The following is a 16,020-nucleotide window of genomic DNA, read 5'->3' as shown; positions in this document are numbered from 1 at the left end:
CGGCGCCCCGCCTCACCGCGGCGGCCCGACCTGCGGAGCCTACGGCAAGCGCAATGACTGAAGAACAGAACATCCCCGCAAACAGCGGCAACTACGACGCCAACAGCATCACCGCCCTGGAAGGCCTCGAGGCTGTCCGCAAGCGTCCTGGTATGTACATCGGCGACGTCCATGACGGTACCGGTCTGCACCACATGGTGTTCGAGGTCGTCGACAACTCCATCGATGAAGCCTTGGCCGGCCACGCCGACAATGTCTCGGTCATGATCCACGCCGATGGCTCGGTGTCGGTCTCGGACAACGGTCGCGGCATCCCGACCGGCAAGCACGAGCAGATGAGCAAGAAGCTCGACCGCGAAGTGTCCGCGGCCGAGGTCGTGATGACGGTCCTGCATGCCGGCGGCAAGTTCGACGACAACAGCTACAAGGTCTCCGGCGGTCTGCACGGTGTGGGTGTCAGCGTGGTCAATGCGCTGTCGCAGAAGCTGGTCCTGGATATCTACCAGGGCGGCTTCCACTACCAGCAGGAATTCGCTGATGGTGCCGCGGTCAACTCGCTCAAGCAGGTCGAAGCCAGCACCAAGCGCGGCACCACGCTGCGCTTCTGGCCGTCGGTGAAGGCCTTCCACGACAACGTGGAATTCCACTACGACATCCTGGCCCGCCGTCTGCGCGAACTGTCCTTCCTCAACTCCGGCGTCAAGATCGTGCTGGTCGACGAGCGCGGCGATGGCCGCCGCGATGACTTCCATTACGAAGGCGGCATCCGTAGTTTCGTGGAGCATCTGGCGCAGCTGAAGACGCCGCTGCACCCGAACGTGATCTCGGTGACCGGCGAGTCCAACGGCATCGTGGTGGACGTGGCGCTGCAGTGGACCGATTCCTACCAGGAAACGATGTACTGCTTCACCAACAACATTCCGCAGAAGGACGGCGGTACCCATCTGGCCGGCTTCCGCGGCGCGCTGACCCGTGTGCTCAACAACTACATCGAGCAGAACGGCATCGCCAAGCAGGCCAAGATCAACCTGACCGGCGATGACATGCGCGAAGGCATGATCGCGGTGCTGTCGGTGAAGGTGCCGGACCCGAGCTTCTCCAGCCAGACCAAGGAAAAGCTGGTCAGTTCGGATGTGCGCCCGGCGGTGGAAAGTGCCTTCGGCCAGCGCCTGGAAGAATTCCTGCAGGAAAACCCGAACGAAGCCAAGGCGATCGCCGGCAAGATCGTGGACGCGGCGCGTGCACGTGAAGCGGCGCGCAAGGCGCGCGATCTGACCCGCCGCAAGGGCGCGCTGGATATTGCCGGCCTGCCGGGCAAGCTGGCCGACTGCCAGGAAAAGGATCCGGCGCTGTCCGAGTTGTTCATCGTCGAGGGTGACTCGGCAGGTGGCTCGGCCAAGCAGGGCCGCAACCGCAAGAACCAGGCGGTGCTGCCGCTGCGCGGCAAGATCCTCAACGTGGAACGTGCCCGCTTCGACCGCATGCTCGCCTCGGATCAGGTCGGTACGCTGATCACCGCGCTGGGCACCGGCATCGGTCGGGACGAGTACAACCCGGACAAGCTGCGTTACCACCGCATCATCATCATGACCGATGCCGACGTCGACGGCGCGCACATCCGTACGCTGCTGTTGACCTTCTTCTACCGTCAGATGCCGGAGCTGATCGAGCGCGGCCACATCTACATCGGCCTGCCGCCGCTGTACAAGATCAAGCAGGGCAAGCAGGAGCTGTACCTGAAGGATGATCCGGCGCTGGACGCGTACCTGGCCAGCAGTGCGGTGGAGAACGCTTCGTTGATCCCCGCCGAAAGCGAGCCGGGCATCGAAGGCGTGGCCTTGGAGAAGCTGCTGCTCTCCTACGCCTCGGCGCAGGAAACCATCGCGCGCAACGGCCATCGCTATGATCGCCAGGTGCTCGAAGCACTGATCGATTTCACGCCGATGGATCTGGAGCACCTGCGCAAGGCCGGCGCCAACGAAGGTCTGGCCGCGCTGGCAACCCGCCTCAACCAGGGCAGCCTCGGCTCGCCGCGCTATACGCTGGAACTGCAGGAACCCACCGACGAGCGTCCCGCCGCTGTGCTGGTCACGCGTCGCCACATGGGCGAACAGCTGATCCAGGTGCTGCCGCTGGGCGCATTTGAAACCGGCGAACTGCGTGCCCTGCACCAGTCTTCCCTGCTGCTGCACGGCCTGGTCCGTGCCGGTGCGAAGATCAGCCGCGGTGCCAAGTCGGCCGAGATCGGCAGCTTCGCCGAGGCGCGCAACTGGTTGCTGGATGAGGCCAAGAAGGGCCGCCAGATCCAGCGATTCAAGGGTCTGGGTGAAATGAATCCCGAGCAGTTGTGGGACACCACGGTCAATCCCGACACCCGCCGCCTGCTCCAGGTGCGGATCGAAGATGCCGTGGCCGCCGATCAGATCTTCAGCACGCTGATGGGCGACGTGGTGGAACCGCGCCGCGACTTCATCGAAGACAATGCGCTGAAGGTCGCCAACCTGGATATCTGACACAATCGGGGAAGGGCCGGCCCGGATGCGACCTGCATCCGGCCGGCCACCGCTCCCCGATGCCAGGAATCCGATGTCTGCTACCCCCCCGGCGTCCATGACGCCTCCGCTGCCTCCGCTGCCTCCCGCCGTCCCGTCGTCACCGCGTAAACCGGGCTCCCCGCTCGCGGGATTCTTCATCGATCTGGGCATCGGCATCGCAGTCCTGTTGTCACTGAGTCTGATCGGTGGCCTGATCTGGGGGCTGTATCGCGGTGCGATCATCGGGTACCAAGCGGCTCGCGACGGCGCCGATGCCTCCGCCGTAGCCGGCCTTACCCAGCAGCTGGGCCAACCCGGTGCCCTCGCCCAGATCCTGATGGCGCTGAGCGCTACCGGCGGCGCTGCGCTGGTGCTGTACTTCTTCCGCCGCCGGGCCACGCCCGCCGAACGTGCGTTGTCCTTCCAGGCCGCAGGCCGCCCCTCGACCTGGGGCTGGACGTTGTTGGTCGCCACCGGTGTAATCATCGGCAGCAACCTGATCGCGTGGCTGGCCAAGCAGGCGGGCATCGAACCGGTGCCGACCAACCTGGCGCTGATGGAACAGGCGATGACGCGCTTCCCATGGTTTCTCGCGCTGTTCGCTGTGGTGCTCGCCCCTGCGTATGAAGAGCTGTTGTTCCGCCGCGTGCTGTTCGGCCGCCTCTGGCAGGCGGGTCGCCCTGTGCTGGGCATCGTGCTGAGCAGCCTGGCCTTTGCGCTGGTGCATGAAATCCCCGGCACCAGCGCCAACGGCCCATGGGAAATCGCCCAGTTGTGGCTGGTCTACGGCGGCATGGGCGCCGCCTTTGCCTGGCTCTACCAACGCACCGGCACTCTGTGGGCGCCGATCGCCGCGCATGCACTGAACAACGGCATCGCCCTGGCAGCGCTGATGTTTCTCGGCGTGCAATGATCGATCACGCGGCTTGACGAAAATTTACGTCGCCACGTTCCACACTGCCTACATGAACACGGGGGAGCGCACATGAAACCAGTGCTGTTGGGAATTGCCATTGCCATGCTGGTGAGCGCGTGCGCCACCACCACCTCGCCAACCGGCCGTCGTCAGATGGTCGGCGGTGTCTCGCAGGCCGAACTGGATCAGCTGGGCGCGCAGGCGTTCACTGAAACCAAATCCAAAGGCACGCTCAGTACCGATCCGAAGCAGAACGCCTACGTGCAGTGCGTAGTGAATGCGCTGGTCGCCCAGCTGCCTGCTCAGTACCGTGGCGTACGGTGGGAAACGGCGCTGATGGTCGACAAGGAGCCCAACGCGTTCGCCCTGCCCGGCGGTAAGGTCGGGGTCAATACCGGCATCTTCACCGTCGCCAAAAACCAGGATCAGCTGGCTGCCGTGATCGGCCATGAAATCGGCCACGTCATCTCGCGGCACCACGAAGAACGCCTCACCCGTCAGATGGGCGCGCAGACCGGCTTGTCGGTTCTGGGCGCGCTGGCGGGCGCCGCCTACGGTGAGGGCGCGGCCAGTACCGTCAGCCAGCTCGGTGGCGCTGGCGCCCAGGCCGCCTTCCTGCTGCCCGGGTCGCGGACCCAGGAAAGCGAGGCGGATATCGTCGGTCAGCGGTTGATGGCCGAGGCCGGCTTCAATCCCGCCCAGGCGGTGGATCTGTGGCAGAACATGATGGCCGCCAGCGGCGGGCGCTCGCCCCAATGGCTGTCCACCCACCCCGACCCCGCCAACCGCATCCGTGAACTGCAGCGAGACGCGCCGTCCCTGAGTGGTGTATACCAACAAGCCCAAGCGGCCGGGCGCAGGCCAAAGTGCGGTTGATGCGCCCGGATACGACCAAAAGATGCTGTATTGCAGCATCGGAAACGATTTCTCACGCCATCAGTTTCTGATACGTTTGGCGGCTCAGATTTTTCTGACAGTCCGTTTTGATGCCGCCGCGGCGGTTCGATCGAGGTGAAAGATGATTTTCAGCAACCACAAGCAAGCCGTCCTTTCCGTCCTCATCGCGACCGCTATTGGTGGCGCCATGGTCACCGATGCGTTCGCCCAGTCCCGCTCGTCGGAACGTGGCAACCGCGGCGGCAAGCAGGCGAAGGCCGAAGTGCTCTACCCGAACGCGACCCGTCAGGAGCCGGAGCAGAAGTCGTCGCCCAAGGTCGGCCCGAAGCTGCAGAAGCTGATTGACAGCTACAACGACCAGAAGTTCCCGGAGACGCGCGCGCAGGCCGACGAAGTTCTGGCCAATCCCGCCGCCAATAACTACGACAAGTCACTGGCCGCGCAGCTTGCCTCGCAGGCTGCCTATCAGCTCGACGACGTCGCCGCTGCCAAGAAGTACCTTGAGCAGGTGTTGCAGCTCGGTGGCCTGGACAACAACGGCCACTACCAGTCGATGCTGATGCTGGGCCAGCTGCAGCTGCAGGACGACCAGATCAACGAAGGCCTGGCGACGCTGGACAAGTACTTCGCCGAAACCAAGTCCACCAAGCCGGAAGAGCTCGTGGCCAAGGGTCAGGCGCTGTACCAGGCCGAGCGCTACGCCGAAGCGATCCCGGTGCTGCAGCAGGCCATCGCCGGCGCGACCGAGCCGAAGGACAGCTGGAACCAGCTGCTGATGGCCGCCATGGCCGAAGCGGGCCAGACCGGTGAAGCGGTCAAGCAGGCCGAGGCGCTCGCCGCCAAGAACCCGAACGACAAGAAGGCCCAGCTGAACCTGGCCAGCATGTACATGCAGGCCGACCAGATGGACCAGGCGGGCGCGATCATGGGCAAGCTCTACAGCGCCGGCCAGCTGACCGACGAGCGCGAGTACAAGCAGCTCTACTCGATCTACGCCAACAGTGAGAACAAAGAAAAGGACGTCATTGCCGTTATCAATGATGGCTTGCAGAAAAACATCCTGAAGCCTGATTATCAGGTGTACCTGGCGCTGGCCCAGGCGTACTACTACTCGGATCCGCCGCAGGCAAACAAGGCGATCGAGGCGTGGCAGAAGGCTGCCCCGCTTTCCAAGGACGGTGAGACCTACCTGAATCTGGCACGCGTGCTGCATTCGGAAGGTCGCATCCCGGAGGCTAGGCAGGCCGCCCAGCAGGCGCTGGCGAAGGGTGTGAAGAACCAGGCGGATGCCAAGAAAATCATCAACCTGAAGTAAGTAGGAATAACGCCTGAACGCCTGCATTAGTGATGCGCAGGCGCTCAGGATTGGTATAAGCTTGGAGGTTCCTGCGGTGTCATGCACCGCTGATCATGGGCTACCTGTCCTCGGGTACCCGGCCCCACTAATGAGCTCTTGGCGCATGACGGAACAACTAGTCGTTCACAGGTACGAACAACGCGATGACACCGGCCTCTCCTGGCCGCGTATCGTGGGTATCGCTTTTGTAATCGCACTGCATCTCGCCGCCTTCATGATGCTTTTGATCCCGGCTGTGGCCCCCAAGGCCGCTGCGGAGAAAGAACGCAACATCATGGTGACCCTGGTCGACGCTCCGCCGCCGCCCCCACCGCCGCCGCCGCCGCCGCCGCCGGATGACACCCCGCCGCCGCCGGTGAAAAACCTGTCGCCGCCGAAGCCGTCCCCGGTTCCGCCGCCGCCGCAGGCCCCAGTGGTCGATATCCCGGACCCGCGTCCGACCGACATCGTCACGCCGCCTTCGCCGCCGTCGCCGCCGCAGCCGCCGAGCACCATTGAGGCAAGCGTCGACATCTCGTCGAAGAACATGAACCCCCCGCGTTACCCGCCGGCCGCGTTCCGTGCTGGTATCCAGGGTGAAGTCATCCTGATCATTGATGTCGATGCCAATGGCAACGTCACCAATGTGTCGGTCGAGAAGTCCAGCCGTAACCGTGACCTCGATCGCGCCGCCATGGAAGCAGCTCGCAAGTGGAGCTTCCGTTCCGCGGAATCGGGCGGGAAGAAGGTCGCAGGTCGCGTTCGCGTCCCGGTCAACTTTGCGCTGAACTGATAGTGGGCGGTGGCCCGCCGGCCACCGCTTCTACCGGTTATTTCTAGCAATACCCTTTATCACCACACACAACAAAGGTAAGCGTCATGCTGCAGGAACTTTTCATCGCCGCTGCTGCCGGGGGCAACTCCAACGCCCTGTCGCAGATGGGCTTCGAGCACCTGATCCACGAGATGACCACCCAGCCGGGTGACTTCGCCGTCTCCTGGGTCGTGCTGCTGACCCTGATCATCATGTCGGCCATGTCCTGGTACTGGACCGTCATCAACATCTTCCGTGCTTCCCGTCTGAAGGCTGCTGCCGACAAGGTCGTGAGCCTGTTCTGGGATACCCCGAACGCCCAGGACGCCATCCGTGCGATGGAAGAACAGCCGGCTTCGGAACCCTTCTCCAAGATCGCTCTGGACGCTGCACAGGCTGCTGCGCACCACCAGCGTTCGGAAGGCGGCGCCACCGGTGGCCTGGGTGAAAACCTGAGCCGTTCGGAGTTCGTCGATCGCGCCCTGCGTCAGGCCGTGACCCGCGAAAGCAACAACCTGCAGTCGGGCATGACCCTGCTGGCCACCGTCGGCGCAACCGCTCCGTTCGTGGGTCTGCTGGGTACGGTGTGGGGCATCTACGGCGCGCTGATCAAGATCGGTGCCACCGGTTCCGCCTCGATCGACGCCGTTGCCGGCCCGGTGGGTGAAGCACTGATCATGACCGCCATCGGTCTGTTCGTGGCTATCCCGGCCGTGTTCGCCTTCAACTTCTTCAGCAAGATCAACAGCGCCACGATCAGCAAGTTCGATACGTTCGCTCACGACCTGCACGACTTCTTCGCCACCGGTTCGCGCGTTCGCTAATAGCGACGCGCGTCACCCAGCGAGAACGTAGTCAACACGATCTAGACGGAGCCCGTTATGGCTTTCAGTAGTGGTAACAGCGGCGGCCCCATGGCCGACATCAACGTTACGCCCCTCGTGGACGTGATGCTGGTGCTGCTGATCATCTTCATCATCACGGCGCCCCTGATGTCCCACAAGGTCAAGGTGGATCTGCCTGAGGCCAACCTGGTGCAGAATCCGGAAGACGCTGAAAAGCGGGCGAGCCCGATCACCTTGGCAGTCAAGGAAGACGGCTCGATCTACTGGAACGACGAGGAAATCGACAAGCAGACTCTTGAGTCGCGCTTGGCGACCGCCGCCCAGCAGACCCCGCAGCCGCCCCTCAACCTGCGTGGTGATCGCACCACCAAGATGCGCGTCATCAATGAGATGACGAAGGTCGCGCAGGAACAGGGCATGCTCGACGTGGGCTTCGTCGCCACCAAAGTAAAGGGGCAGTAAGCCATGGCGTTCAGTACTGGTGGTAACAAAGGCCCCATGGCCGACATCAACGTCACGCCCCTGGTGGACGTGATGCTGGTGCTGCTGATCATCTTCATCGTCACCGCGCCGATCATGACGTACCCGATCGCCGTTGACCTGCCGCAGCGCGTGCTCAACCCACCGCCGGTGACGGTCGAACCGCCGCCGCCGATCGAGCTGAAGGTGGACGCCAGCAACCAGGTGTCGTGGAACAACAGCCCGGTGGCTGTGGGCGAACTGCAGCAGCGTATGGAACAGGAAGTGCAGCGCGATCCGACCAACCAGCCGGAACTGCGCATCGATGCCAGCCCGGACTCCGAGTACGACGTGATGGCCAAGGTGTTGGCTGCCGCGAAGAATGCTCAGATGAAGAAGATCGGCTTCGTACAGCAGTAATACGCAAGACGCAGTCATGACGCGACTGGAAAACGCCCCTGGAAACAGGGGCGTTTTTTTTGTGCCGCCGGCCGTGGATACGCGCCATCGCCACGCCGCCCGCTATCATCCGGCCATGCTCGCAACCTTCGACGTCTTCGGGGACTGGCTCGATGCCATCCCCCACCTGCGCCCCCTGATGGTGGCGGCCTACATTCTCTATCTGCTGTGGCTGACCGGCTGGATCATGCTGCAGAAGCGCGAGCCGGTCGCCACGTTGAGCTGGATCCTGTCGCTGGCTGCCCTGCCCTACCTCGGGCTCTTCATCTATTACCTGCTCGGCCCGCAGAAGGTGAAACGGCAACGCCTGCGCCGCGGTCGTTCGCGCTCGGGCATGGAGCACTACAGCAGCGTCTGCCCACCGGACGCGGACTGCACCGAGCTGGCCAAGATCGCCCAGGCCACGACCGGGCTGTCACCCAGCTCGGCCACCGAAGTGGAGTGGCTGGTCGACGGTGCGGCCACCTACAGCGCGCTGCTCGCGGCCGTGGCCAAGGCGCAGGATCACCTGCACCTGGAGTACTACATCTTCAATCCGGACCACGCCGGCACCGCGCTGCGCGATGCGCTGACCGAGCGTGCCGCTGCCGGTGTACGCGTGCGGCTGCTGCTGGATGCGGTTGGTTCGTCATCCATCCGCAAGCGCTTCCTGCAGCCGCTGCTGGATGCCGGTGCCGAAGTGGTGTGGTTCCATCCCCGGCAGCTGCTCAAGCCGTTCAAGCGGCCGTGGTTGAACCTGCGCACGCACCGCAAGCTGGTCATCATCGATGGCCTGCAGGCGTTCACCGGTGGCATCAACATCACCGATGAGGAAGACGAGAGCGTCCGCCCGGATGCGTATCGCGACCTGCACATGCGCCTGCGTGGCCATGTGGTGCGCAGCCTGCAGCTGGTCTTCATCGAGGACTGGATCTACGCCACCGGCCAGGAGCCGGCGCGCTTCAACATCGCGCAGTTGTGGCCGGAGACCATGCCCAGCCGCAGCGAGGGCAGCATCAATGCGCAGGTGCTGGTGTCCGGTCCGGATTCGTCGTGGGAGACCATCCACCGGCTGCATGTGGCGGCGATCCACGAAGCGAAGGAGCGCGTCTGGCTGGTGACGCCCTACTTCGTCCCGGGCGAAGCCGCACGCATGGCACTGACGTCGGCCGCACTCGGTGGGTTGGACGTGCGTCTGCTGGTGCCGAAAATGAGCGACTCCTGGTTCGTCACCCAGGCCGCCCGCTCCTACTTCGACGAGCTGCTGCAGGCCGGGGTCAAGATCTACGAGTACGGCCCGCGCATGCTGCACACCAAGGCCTTCATCGCCGATGACGACGTCTGCATCGTCGGCAGTGCCAACTTCGATCACCGCAGCTTCCGGCTCAACTTCGAGCTCTCGATGATGATCAGCGATACCGGCCGCGTTGCCGCGCTGGCCGAGATCCTGCTGGCCGAATACAGCAGCGCCTCACCGGTCTACAACGACCGCCAGCGTTCGCTGTGGCGGCACCGTGTGCCCGAGGCGTTCGCCCGCCTGGCCTCGCCGCTGCTGTAGCCGTCACTTCCCGTGGAACCGCACCGGGCGCCAGCGCTACACTGGCCCGGTCAATCGGGGAGAACGACATGTACTGGCTGTTCCTGCTGTTCGCGCTGGCCTGTTTCGGCATGGCGCTCAAGACCCCCCACATGGGGCTGATGGCGCTGTCGCTGCTGGGCACCCTGGTGTTCCTGCTGGCGTGGGTCCGCGGCCTTTACGTGGCCCGCTTCGGCGATGTGCAGCCCACCCGCGCGGCCATCACCGATCCCAACGAACTCCGTCGGCTGCGGGAGCTCGCCCTCCAGGCGCGTACCCCGGCCGCTCAGGGCGAATCCGACCCCTCGTAGTGCCATGACCCAACTCAGCGTCAACGTGAACAAGATCGCCGTCCTGCGCAACTCGCGGGGTGGCACCGACCCGGACGTACTGCAGGCCGCCCGTACCTGCCTGGATGCCGGCGCGCACGGCATCACCGTGCACCCGCGCCCGGACCGCCGCCACATCCACGCCGAGGACGTGCTGGCGCTGTCTGCGCTGACGGCCGAGCGAGGCGTGGAGTTCAACATCGAGGGCAACCCGTTCGCGCCCCCGCGTGAGGGTTACCCCGGTCTGCTGCCGCTGTGCGCGCAGACCCGTCCCGCCCAGGCCACCCTGGTGCCGGACGGCGACGGGCAGCTCACTTCCGACCATGGCTTCGACTTCGGCCGTGATGCGCAGCGCCTGCGCCCGCTGATCGCCGAGTTGAAGGCGTATGGCTGCCGGGTCAGCCTGTTCGTGGACGCGGGCAATGCCGACATCGCCCAGGCCGCGGCCATCGGTGCCGACCGCGTGGAGCTCTACACCGGCCCCTACGCCGAGGCGCATGCCGCCGGCGATGCCTCCGCCATGCTGGCGGTGTTTGCCGATGCCGCCAGCCGCGCCCAGGCGGCCGGCCTGGGCGTCAACGCCGGGCACGACCTGTCGCAGGACAACCTGGCGGCGTTCCTGCAGGCGGTGCCGGACGTGCTGGAAGTCTCGATCGGCCACGCCCTGATCAGCGAGGCGCTGTACGCCGGGCTGGATGCCACGGTGAAGGGGTATCTGCGGCTGCTGTGATGCGGCGCACCCCTGCCACGTAAGGCGCGCCGCATCCGGTAGGAGCCGACCGCTGGTCGGCTCAGCCGCCGGGTGACATGGCACGCCAGGCACGCGCCCTGACCCTGTGGATAATCTGGGGGATCAAATCGGTCCCCACCTCCGGCGACCCTTATCCGGCGCGGGTTTCACTTCCAATCGCCCCTGTGGTTAGTAATACTACTAACCATGGATATCTCCCATCCCCGCCGTTCCGATGCCACAACGTCTCATTCCCTGAGACGTCCCGGCGATAGCCTTTGACGATGGGTATTGCGATCAAAGGCCGGGGCTCCCGCACGCACCTGGCGGGCCGCTTCGAGGTCACCGTCAGCGAAGCGATGGACGACGGCTGGGCGCCGGACGAGAGCGAGGAGTTCGCCGCGCCGCGGCTGCGTACCGAAGTGCGCGCCGAGACCGCGCGCAGCATCATCAGCCGCAACAAGTCGCCGGACGTCGGCTTCAGCCAGTCGGTCAATCCGTACCGCGGTTGCGAGCACGGGTGCTCGTACTGTTTTGCCCGGCCCTCGCACGCCTATCTCAATCTCTCGCCCGGGCTGGACTTCGAGACCAAGCTGTTCGCCAAGACCAATGCGCCGCAGCTGCTGCGCAAGGAGTTCTCGCGCCCCGGCTACGTGCCGCAGCCGATCGCGCTGGGCATCAACACCGACGCCTACCAGCCGATCGAGCGCAAGCTCAAACTGACCCGCCAGCTGATCGAGGTGATGCTGGAAACCCAGCATCCCTTCTCGCTGATCACCAAGAACGCGCTGGTCGAGCGCGACATCGACCTGCTTGCGCCGCTGGCCGAAAAGCAACTGGTCAGCGTGCACTTCTCGGTGACCTCGCTGGACCCGCATCTGTCGGCAAAGCTGGAACCGCGCGCCTCGGCCCCGCATGCACGGTTGCGCGCGATGCGTCGCCTGAGCGACGCCGGCATCCCGGTCGGGGTGATGGTCGCGCCGGTGATCCCGTGGATCAACGATGCCGAACTGGAAGCCGTACTCGAGGCCGCCCACGATGCCGGTGCCACCACCGCCGGCTACGTGCTGCTTCGGCTGCCGCTGGAAGTGGCGCCGCTGTTCCGCGATTGGCTCGACACCCACCATCCGGACCGCGCCACGCACGTGATGAGCACCATCAACCAGCTGCGCGGTGGCAAGGATTACAACAGCCAGTTCGGCACGCGCATGCGCGGCGAAGGCGTCTACGCGGATCTGCTGTCCAACCGCTTCAAGCTGGCCCGCAAGCGCCTGGGCTTCGATGCGCAGCACAGCCACTGGCCGAAGCTGGACTGCACCCGCTTCCTGCGGCCGTTGCCGCCGCGGGCGGAGTCACCGCAGGGCTCGTTGTTCTAGTCAGCGGCCCCGATGGACTTTAGGGCGCGCCCGCCCAACAATCGGGCCAAGGCACCGCGCCGCGGTGGCCTGACGTCCATATCGGATATCCAGGGGGAACCACATGTCATCGGCAGCCACCTCGGCCGCGTCGAACGCGGCCAACATCGCGATCAACGCCGCCATCACCGCCGCCATCACCGCCGCGGTGCAGCAGCAGCGCGACGCGTTGATCGCACACTTCACCGGCCATCAGGCGCTGTCGCCGCAGAGCGCGATCGCGGCGGACAGCATCGACCCTGCATTGCAGGTAGCGCTGAAGTACTACCGCGACAACGGCGTCATCCGCGACGCGGGCGCTGATCGTCTCTATCTCGATCTGGACGTGCTGGCCGGGTTGAAGGCGAAGGCGAAGCGCACCGGGCGCAATGTGCTGATCACGGTGATGGTGTTGGCCGTGCTGGTGGTGGTCGGTGCTGTGTTGCTGGTGTGGGCGCGCTGATCAGTTCCCACCAAATAATTTCTGAGCACTCTGGAAAAGAATCCAGCTCGTCGCAATGAACTTGTCCCCACCCTGCGGCCGGTTGCCCCGGTGCGTATGGGTGAACGCGGTCGGTGCGATCAACAGGCTGCCCGTGCTCGGCGCGACCTTGCGGCCCTGGAACAGGAACTCGGTTTCGCCCGCATCGAAATCGTCGTTGAGGTAGAGCGTCCACAGCAGGTGGCGGTGCAGTGTTTCGCCGGCCGGATCGCGTGGGTACAGCTCGCAGTGCCAGTATGGATAGCCGCCCTCGCCCGCCGCATACCATTGCAGATTGATGGCACCGGGCCGCAGGCAGGTGCGGGCCAGGTCGGACAGCGTGGCGTCGTCCATGTCGGGGAAATCCTCGGCGGCCAACCGGCGCGGTTGGCCGTCGCTGTCCTGGATCTGCAACATCAACGGCGAGATCAGGGCCTGTGGATAACGGCGTAGATAAGTCAGCAAACCCTTGAAAACCGCCTGCTGCAGCACCGCTTCCGCCTGTCGCCACTCGGGGCGCCCGCTGATGCGAAGATCCTTGCTGTGCTTGAGTTCCGGGAACACACCGCTGCCCACTTCGCCCGGCTGCAACTGCGCACTGGATCGCATCTGGGCCTGCAGGGCCGCGCAGACCTCGTTGGGGACGGCGTTGTGGATTACTTCGATGAAATCGAGCGGCGCGTCGGCAGTCATGGGATCGTCCGTGGGCACGAGTGGCCGATGGTGACCGCTGCCGTGGCCGATGTCACGCCGTTGCCACGTAACAACAGGGCTGACCGATCGGCCAGCCCTGTGTAGGAAATCAACCTGCCGCGCTGTCGTGTTCGCGGTGATAACGGGTGGCTTCTTCCACTTCATTGCGCGAGCCGAGGAAGACCGGCACGCGCTGGTGCAGCTGATCGGGCTGGATGTCGAGAATGCGCTCGCGGCCGGTGGTGGCGGCGCCGCCGGCCTGTTCGACCAGCAGGCCCATCGGGTTGGCTTCGTACATCAGGCGCAGCTTGCCGGCCTTGGACGGATCCTTGGTGTCCCACGGGTAGATGAAAATGCCGCCGCGGGTCAGGATGCGATGCACGTCGGCGACCATGCTGGCGATCCAGCGCATGTTGAAGTTCTTGCCGCGCGCGCCTTCCTTGCCGGCCAGCAGGTCCTGCACGTAGCCCTGCATTGGAGTTTCCCAATGCCGCTGGTTGGACATGTTGATCGCGAATTCCTGGGTGTCCGCCGGGATCTGCATGTCCGGCGTGGTCAGCACGAACTCGCCCTTCTCGCGGTCCAGGGTGAACGCGTGCGTGCCGTGGCCGACGGTGAGCACCATCTGCGTGCTCGGCCCGTAGATGCAGTAGCCGGCCGCGACCTGCGCGGTGCCCGGCTGCAGGAAGCTGGCATCGCTGGGCTGCTCGGTGCCCGGCGGGCAGCGCAGCACCGAGAAGATGGTGCCGACCGACACGTTGACGTCGATGTTGGAGCTGCCATCGAGGGGATCGAACAGCAGCAGGAAGTCACCGCGCGGGTAGGTGTCGGGCACCGGCTGGCAGTGATCCATTTCTTCCGAGGCGCAGGCGGCGAGGTGGCCGCCCCAGGCGTTGGCTTCCAGCAGGATCTCGTTGCTGATCACGTCCAGCTTCTTCTGCGCTTCGCCCTGCACGTTGCCGGTACCGGCTTCGCCGAGCACACCGCCCAGCGCGCCCTTGCTGACCGCGATGGAGATGCTGGTGCAGGCGCGGGCGACGACAGCGATCAGCTGGCGTAGATCGGCGTTGATGCGGCCGGCATGTTGCTCTTCGATCAGATAGCGGGTCAGCGACGTCTGGGACATGGAATCAGGCGGCCTTCAGAGGGGAAGCGCCTATTGTCGCCCTTCGCCGGAGCCATTACGAGGCGCGGGCGGCACCGCATAGCAGAACGGCCGCGCAGGGCGGCCGTTCTGCTTCACCGGGGCAATGGAGCTCAGCCCTTGCTGACGGTCGCCACGGCCTTGGCCACGTACTCCAGGTTGCCCTGGTTGAGTGCGGCCACGCAGATGCGGCCGGTGCCGACGGCGTAGATCGCGAACTCGTCACGCAGGCGGTCCACCTGGGCGCGGCTCAGGCCCGAGTACGAGAACATGCCGGCCTGGTCGTTGATGAAGGCGTACTCCGGTGCGCCGGCGGCGACCAGGTTCTCCACCAGACCATGGCGCAGGGCGTGGATACGCTCACGCATCTGCGTCAGTTCCGCTTCCCACACCTGGCGCAGCTCGACGCTGTTGAGCACACCGGCCACCAGCGCAGCGCCGTGGTTGGACGGGCTGGAGTAGATCGTGCGGATGATGCGCTTGACCTGCGACTGCACGGCCTTGGCCGCGTTCGCGTCCGGGGCGACCACCGACAGCGCGCCAATGCGCTCGCCATACAGCGAGAACGACTTGGAGTACGAGTTGGCGACCACGAAGCTGTCGATGCCGGCCTCGGCGATGATGCGCACGGCGGCGCCGTCTTCGCTGATGCCCTTGTCGAAGCCCTGGTAGGCCATGTCGATGAACGGGAACAGCTGGCGATCCTTCAGCAGCTCGGCCACCTGCTTCCACTGCGCGACGGTGAGGTCGGCACCGGTCGGGTTGTGGCAGCACGCGTGCAGCAGCACCACGGTGCCCGGCTGCAGCTTGCCGAGGTCGGCCAGCATGCCGTCGAAGTCCACGCCATGGGTGGCGGCATCGAAGTAGGTGTAATCGACCACGTCGAAGCCGGCCGCGCCGAACACCGCGCGATGGTTTTCCCAGCTCGGGTTGCTGATGGCGATGGTGGCGTGCGGCAGCAGCTTGTGCAGCAGGTCCGCGCCGATGCGCAGCGCACCGCTGCCGCCGATGGTCTGCGAGGTGGCCACGCGGCCGGCGGCCAGCAGCGGCGAATCCTTGCCGAAGACCAGCTCGCGGGTGGCCTGGTTGTAGGCCGGCAGACCGTCGATCGGCAGGTAGCCGCGCGGTTTGGCGTCATTGGCCAGCTGCTGTTCGATCGTGTTCACGGCGCGGAGCAGCGGGATGCGGCCGCTCTCGTCGTAATAGATGCCCACGCCCAGGTTGACCTTGATCGGGCGGCTGTCGGCGTTGTAAGCCTCGGTCAGGCCCAGGATCGGGTCGCCTGGGACCAGTTCCACATTTGCAAAGAAGGACACGGCGGTACTCATTCGGATGACGGAAGGGGGAGGGTGGCGCGACGCGGCGTTGGCGGCAGAATCAGCCAAAACCGACCCATCGTAACAAAGCCCTGCAGAGGGCGCCGAGGCTGTCGTC

At 65.0% G+C, this 16,020-nt stretch carries 16 protein-coding genes; 13 read left to right on the top strand and 3 right to left on the bottom strand.

Going from position 1 to position 16,020, the window contains the following annotated elements:
* The first annotated feature begins 53 nt into the window (after window positions 1-53).
* The 13 genes from gyrB to ABE463_RS10700 all read left to right on the top strand — a co-directional run bounded on the left by gyrB (window position 54) and on the right by ABE463_RS10700 (window position 12,731).
* On the top strand, window positions 54-2,513 hold the full coding sequence (gene gyrB / locus ABE463_RS10760; protein ID WP_123730945.1) for a DNA topoisomerase (ATP-hydrolyzing) subunit B: 2,460 nt from the start codon (window positions 54-56) through the stop codon (window positions 2,511-2,513).
* 73 nt (window positions 2,514-2,586) lie between these two features.
* Entirely contained in the window at window positions 2,587-3,447 is an 861-nt protein-coding gene (locus tag ABE463_RS10755) for a CPBP family intramembrane glutamic endopeptidase (protein ID WP_346468155.1), read from the top strand.
* 72 nt (window positions 3,448-3,519) lie between these two features.
* Window positions 3,520-4,326 carry a M48 family metallopeptidase gene (locus ABE463_RS10750; protein ID WP_259260731.1) on the top strand — a complete coding sequence of 269 codons (807 nt, stop codon included), beginning with the start codon at window positions 3,520-3,522 and terminating at the stop codon, window positions 4,324-4,326.
* A gap of 142 nt (window positions 4,327-4,468) precedes the next feature.
* Complete coding sequence (locus tag ABE463_RS10745) at window positions 4,469-5,662, top strand: tetratricopeptide repeat protein (protein ID WP_346468154.1); 1,194 nt, start codon at window positions 4,469-4,471, stop codon at window positions 5,660-5,662.
* Between the two features lie 256 nt (window positions 5,663-5,918).
* Window positions 5,919-6,476 (top strand): energy transducer TonB, encoded by a 558-nt coding sequence (locus ABE463_RS10740; RefSeq protein WP_259260794.1) that lies wholly within the window; start codon window positions 5,919-5,921, stop codon window positions 6,474-6,476.
* An 86-nt stretch (window positions 6,477-6,562) separates the two neighbouring features.
* Window positions 6,563-7,321, top strand: a complete 759-nt coding sequence (gene exbB / locus ABE463_RS10735; RefSeq protein ID WP_259260728.1) for a TonB-system energizer ExbB — start codon at window positions 6,563-6,565, stop codon at window positions 7,319-7,321.
* Window positions 7,322-7,378: 57 nt separating this feature from the next.
* On the top strand, window positions 7,379-7,804 hold the full coding sequence (locus tag ABE463_RS10730; RefSeq protein ID WP_046272259.1) for a biopolymer transporter ExbD: 426 nt from the start codon (window positions 7,379-7,381) through the stop codon (window positions 7,802-7,804).
* 3 nt (window positions 7,805-7,807) lie between these two features.
* The gene (locus tag ABE463_RS10725) at window positions 7,808-8,221 is read left to right on the top strand and encodes a biopolymer transporter ExbD (RefSeq protein ID WP_046272258.1); all 414 of its coding nucleotides are present in this window, start codon (window positions 7,808-7,810) and stop codon (window positions 8,219-8,221) included.
* Window positions 8,222-8,336: 115 nt separating this feature from the next.
* Window positions 8,337-9,797 (top strand): cardiolipin synthase, encoded by a 1,461-nt coding sequence (gene cls, locus ABE463_RS10720; RefSeq protein WP_152152796.1) that lies wholly within the window; start codon window positions 8,337-8,339, stop codon window positions 9,795-9,797.
* Between the two features lie 68 nt (window positions 9,798-9,865).
* Window positions 9,866-10,126 (top strand): hypothetical protein, encoded by a 261-nt coding sequence (locus tag ABE463_RS10715; RefSeq protein ID WP_070474188.1) that lies wholly within the window; start codon window positions 9,866-9,868, stop codon window positions 10,124-10,126.
* Window positions 10,127-10,130: 4 nt separating this feature from the next.
* On the top strand, window positions 10,131-10,874 hold the full coding sequence (locus tag ABE463_RS10710) for a pyridoxine 5'-phosphate synthase (RefSeq protein ID WP_346468153.1): 744 nt from the start codon (window positions 10,131-10,133) through the stop codon (window positions 10,872-10,874).
* A 284-nt stretch (window positions 10,875-11,158) separates the two neighbouring features.
* Window positions 11,159-12,250 (top strand): PA0069 family radical SAM protein, encoded by a 1,092-nt coding sequence (locus tag ABE463_RS10705; protein WP_346468152.1) that lies wholly within the window; start codon window positions 11,159-11,161, stop codon window positions 12,248-12,250.
* A gap of 103 nt (window positions 12,251-12,353) precedes the next feature.
* Window positions 12,354-12,731 (top strand): hypothetical protein, encoded by a 378-nt coding sequence (locus tag ABE463_RS10700; protein WP_346468151.1) that lies wholly within the window; start codon window positions 12,354-12,356, stop codon window positions 12,729-12,731.
* Here ABE463_RS10700 and ABE463_RS10695 read toward each other — a convergent pair whose 3' ends face one another.
* The 3 genes from ABE463_RS10695 to ABE463_RS10685 all read right to left on the bottom strand — a co-directional run bounded on the left by ABE463_RS10695 (window position 12,732) and on the right by ABE463_RS10685 (window position 15,902).
* Window positions 12,732-13,442, bottom strand: a complete 711-nt coding sequence (locus tag ABE463_RS10695) for a 2OG-Fe(II) oxygenase (protein WP_346468150.1) — start codon at window positions 13,440-13,442, stop codon at window positions 12,732-12,734.
* A 109-nt stretch (window positions 13,443-13,551) separates the two neighbouring features.
* On the bottom strand, window positions 13,552-14,568 hold the full coding sequence (locus tag ABE463_RS10690; RefSeq protein ID WP_123730956.1) for a class 1 fructose-bisphosphatase: 1,017 nt from the start codon (window positions 14,566-14,568) through the stop codon (window positions 13,552-13,554).
* A 131-nt stretch (window positions 14,569-14,699) separates the two neighbouring features.
* Entirely contained in the window at window positions 14,700-15,902 is a 1,203-nt protein-coding gene (locus tag ABE463_RS10685) for an amino acid aminotransferase (RefSeq protein ID WP_346468149.1), read from the bottom strand.
* Window positions 15,903-16,020: the final 118 nt, after the last annotated feature.

This window comes from Stenotrophomonas sp. TWI819, from assembly GCF_039673075.1.
Lineage (GTDB): Bacteria > Pseudomonadota > Gammaproteobacteria > Xanthomonadales > Xanthomonadaceae > Stenotrophomonas > Stenotrophomonas rhizophila_B.
This window is presented reverse-complemented; position numbering and strand designations above follow the sequence as displayed.